At 71.1% G+C, this 4,299-nt stretch carries 3 protein-coding genes; 1 reads left to right on the top strand and 2 read right to left on the bottom strand.

Translation table 11 applies throughout. The annotated features are described in order from the left end of the window. The first annotated feature begins 113 nt into the window (after positions 1–113). Complete coding sequence (gene ligD / locus AC2W7M_RS20665; RefSeq protein WP_486134531.1) at positions 114–2,765, top strand: DNA ligase D; 2,652 nt, start codon at positions 114–116, stop codon at positions 2,763–2,765. Positions 2,766–2,773: 8 nt separating this feature from the next. Here ligD and AC2W7M_RS20670 read toward each other — a convergent pair whose 3' ends face one another. Both AC2W7M_RS20670 and AC2W7M_RS20675 read right to left on the bottom strand, forming a co-directional pair. Then, positions 2,774–3,562: a bestrophin-like domain gene (locus AC2W7M_RS20670; RefSeq protein ID WP_486134533.1), complete on the bottom strand. Its 789-nt coding sequence runs from the start codon at positions 3,560–3,562 to the stop codon at positions 2,774–2,776. Between the two features lie 81 nt (positions 3,563–3,643). Continuing rightward, the coding region (locus AC2W7M_RS20675; RefSeq protein WP_486134535.1) for a DsbA family protein at positions 3,644–4,299 on the bottom strand (656 nt) is incomplete at its 5' end.

A 4,299-nucleotide genomic window follows, 5' to 3' on the forward strand; every position in this document is an offset into this window, starting at 1 on the left:
CACGGCCTCCGCGAAGGCGCCGAAGAAGGCGCCCGCGCGCGGCAAGTCCGCGGCCAAAGCGACGCCCGCGAAGGGGACCGCCGCCAAAGTCCCGGCGCAAGGCGGGCTGAGCCATGTCGCTCGCCACCTACCGCCGGAAGCGCGATTTCACCCGCACCCCCGAGCCGCGCGGCGCGGCGCAAAAGGCGAAAGGCGCCGCCTACGTCATCCAGAAGCATGCGGCGCGGCGGCTGCACTACGACCTGCGCCTGGAGCTCGATGGCGTACTGAAGAGCTGGGCGGTCACGCGTGGCCCGAGCCTCGACCCGGCAGACAAGCGCCTCGCCGTCGAGGTGGAGGACCATCCGCTGGACTACGGGGATTTCGAGGGCACGATCCCGAAGGGCGAGTATGGTGGCGGCACCGTCATCGTCTGGGACCGCGGCACCTGGACCCCGATCGGCGATGCCCACAAGGGGCTCAAGAAGGGGCACCTGGAATTCGCGCTCCAGGGCGACAAGCTCAAGGGCCACTGGCACCTGGTGCGCATGGCGCCGCGGGCGCGGGAGACGCGCGTCAACTGGCTGCTCATCAAAGGCGAGGACGCCGAGGCCCGGTCGCCGGATGCGCCACCTGTGGTGGAGCGGGAGCCGCTCTCGGTGAAGACGGGCCGCCCCATCGAGGCGGTGGAAGGCGAGGCCCCGGGCTGGTCCTCCCGCACCGGCGGGCCGGTGGGCGACCCTGCGCCGAAGGCCAAAAAGGCACCGAAGGCGGCACCGAAGACCCAGCCGAAGAACGAGCCGAAGACCAAGACGGCGGCGAAGGCCGGCGCCCGGCCCAAGCGGGCCGCCCGCTCGGAGGCGGTTTCCGCCGCGCCGCCGGCCGATGATCCGCTCGCCTTGCCGGGCGCCAAGGCCGCAGTGCTGCCGGATGTCGTGCCGCCCATGCTGGCGACCCTCGCCGCCACCCCGCCGAAGGGGGCGGACTATGTCCATGAGATCAAGTTCGACGGCTACCGCGTCCTGGCCCGCATCGACGGCGGGACGGTGCGGCTCATCACCCGCGGCGGGCTCGACTGGAGCGAGCGCTTCGGCCCCGCTTTGACCGAGGCCCTCGCCGGCCTCCCCGTCGAGCAGGCGCTGATCGACGGCGAGGTGGTGGTGGAGACCGCGTCCGGCGCCGCGGACTTCTCGGCGCTCCAGCAGGACCTGTCCGAGGGCCGCAGCGACCGGCTCGTGCTCTACGCGTTCGACCTGATCCATCTCAACGGTGCCGACCTCACCGCGGTGCCGCTGATCGCGCGCAAGGCCCGGCTCGAAGCCCTGCTGGCGGGCGCGCCGCCGGTGCTGCGCTTCAGCGCCCATTTCACCGAGGACGGCGCGCAGGTGTTCGCCCATGCCTGCCGCCTCGCGCTGGAGGGCATCGTCTCCAAGCGCGCGGACGGCCGCTACCGCTCCGGCCGCTCGCGCGACTGGATCAAGACCAAGTGCACGGCGCGGCAGGAATTCGTGGTGGCGGGCTTCACCCCCTCGTCGGTGGCGAAGGGTACCATCGGCGCGCTGGTGCTGGGCGTCTACGAGAAGCGCCGCCTCGTGCCGGTGGGGCGGGTGGGCACCGGCTTTTCCGCCGCCGCGGCGCGTGACCTGTTCCGCACCTTCTCCGCCCTGGAGACGACGCAGAGCCCGTTCGCCGTGCCCTTGTCGGCGCTGGCGGCGCGCGGCGTGCGCTTCGTCGATCCGAAGGTGGTGGCGGAGGTGGAGTTCCGCGGGTTCACGGCCGACGGCAACCTCCGTCATGCCTCGTTCCAGGGCCTGCGCGACGATAAGCCGGCCAGCAAGGTGGTGCGCGAGATGCCGACACAGGCGAAACAACCGGCGGCGGACGCGAAGGCGCCGCGGCGCGCGGCGGTCACCCTCACCCATCCCGACCGGATCTACTGGCCCGATGCCGGCGTCACCAAGCAGGGCCTCGCTGACTATTGGGCCGAGGCCTATGACCGTGCCGCGCCGCATCTCACGGGGCGGCCGCTGGCGCTGGTGCGCTGCCCGGAGGGCATCGAGGGCGAGCGCTTCTTCCAGAAACACCTGTGGCAGGGCGCGCGGCGCGCCATCGTCGCGGTGCGGGATCCGAAGGACGCCTCCGGCGCGGCGCTGGTGAGCATCAAGGACCTCGACGGCCTCTTCGGCCTGGTCCAGGCCGCGGCGCTGGAGATCCATCCCTGGGGCGCGACGGTGAAGAACTGGGAGGCGCCGGACCGCATCGTCATGGACCTCGATCCCGGCGAGGGCGTGCCCTGGGAGGCGACGCTTGCCGGGGCCGTCGAGGTGGCCGAGCGGCTGAAGCAGGCCGGCCTCGTTCCGTTCGTGAAGACCAGCGGCGGCAAGGGCCTGCACGTGGTCGCGCCGCTCACGCCCAAGGCGCAATGGCCGCAGGTGAAGGCGTTCACCAAGGCGATCGCCGACGCCATGGCGGCCGACAGCCCCGACCGCTACGTGGCGACCATCGCCATGGCGAAAAGGCGCGGGCGCATCCTCATCGACTATCTGCGCAACCAGCGCGGCGCCACCGCCGTCGCGCCCTATTCGCCGCGCGCCCGGCCCGGCGCCCCGGTCTCCATGCCGCTCCGCTGGGACGAATTGGGGCCGTCCATCGGTCCCGCTTACTTCACGGTCGCGAACGCGCCCGCGCGCCTCGCGGCCACCGCCGACCCCTGGGCCGATTTCGCCGCCGCCGCGGCACCACTCACCGAGGGGGCGCGCACGACGACCCGCCGCAGGAAAGCCTGAGCAGCCGGCTAGATCGGCTTCATCATCTGTGCCAGCGCATGCTCCATGGCGGCGGGCGAGATATAGATCAGCCCGTCGAACGGCGAACTCATCTCCAGAATGATGAAGATCGCGCCGCCGAGACTGGCGGCGCACAGCATGAAGGTGGTGATGGACACCCGGTTCACCGGCGCGAACAGGCCGAAGCTCATGAAGATGAAGGTGAGCCAGGCGATCAGCACGGCCGTGAAGAGCGGCGGCACTGCGGTCACGCTTTCCTCGATCACGGTCCAGCGCAGCACCGACAGGCTACGGCTCCGGTCGAGCGCTTCCGCCTTCAGCTCGCTCTGAAGGGGCGTCTCCGGCGACAGGCTGCGCAGCGCCCGGGCGACGTTGGAGAACGACACCTGCGACCAGGGATCGGGTGCCTGCAGTTGCTCCCGCGCTTTGGAATCGGCCTCCAGATCCTTGATCTCCCAGCTATCCGCCAGAAGGTCGCGCGTGAAGGCGGCGAGCGCCGCACGGGCCGGCTCGGCCTGAGGCCCATAATCCCGCAGCGTGCCGTCGAGGGTAATCAGATAGGTGGCGAACTGCTGCACGTCGCGCGAGGCGGCGTCGAAATTGCCCTTCACCGATGTGGTCATCAGGCCGAGGATCAGCGAGGACACCGCGACCACCATGCCCACGCCGAGCTTCACGGCATCCTGCGTTTCCTTGGCGAGATGGTGCTCGGCGAGCCGGCGCGCGACCGCCATTCCGAGCATGGCGCCGCCGAACAGCGCCAGGAAGACGATCACTGCGATCAGGAGGTCTGACATGGACGGTTTCGCCGCGCGCTCCGGAGGACCCGGCATCGAGGAAGGAAATACCGTCTCCTTAACCGGAGATGCCGGCCCGCCTCAAGGTCTCGCTGCGGCAAGAAGCGCGCGCTTGCGGGCCAAGTCGAGATAGCCGGCGAACACCTGATCGCCGATGACATAAGCGGGCGTGTCGATGATGGCGAGCGCGGAGGCGAGCGCCGCGGCGCGGGAGAGGTCCTCGGTATATTGTGGCTGGATGGAGAGGTTGAAGACCTGGTAGCGGTCCAGACCCGCCCGCTGCGCGGCGCCCAGCGCCACCACGCCGTCGATCGGCCCTTCCCCGTCCGCCAGAGCGAAATAGAAGGCCTCGAAAAGGGCCGTCCCCTTGGCCAGCACCGCAAGCGCCACCCGTGCGGCCTCCAGCGACCGGACGTCGATGCGCGGGGTCTGGACCACGGCGTAAGCGAGGCGCGGGTCGGCGGCCAGGAGTTCACGCATATCGCGCGCCGAGCGCCGCCAGTCGGGCGCATTGAAGTCCACCAGCTCGGTGATGCGAGGCGCCGTGCCGGCCGCGCCGAGCACGGCCTTGCCCGACAAAGCGCGGAGCTTGGCGCCCGCCTCGATGCTCAGGGGTCTGGCGACCCCAGTTCTGCGCGGAAGAGGCCGCGGGCAGCACGGTGGCGGACAAAGCGCCGGCGGCGGCCGCGAGCACGAGCCGGCGCGTGGGCCCGGGCGCTCGAGCGGGGGCCGGGGGC

The organism is Xanthobacter sp. BG11Y11_SDJG, from assembly GCF_057364445.1.

What these genes read in the sequence shown, in the direction of transcription:
- ligD (WP_486134531.1), top strand. Translation starts at nt 114, where the DNA reads ATGTCGCTCGCCACCTACCGCCGGAAGCGCGATTTCACCCGCACCCCC.
- AC2W7M_RS20670 (WP_486134533.1), bottom strand. Translation starts at nt 3,562, where the DNA reads ATGTCAGACCTCCTGATCGCAGTGATCGTCTTCCTGGCGCTGTTCGGC.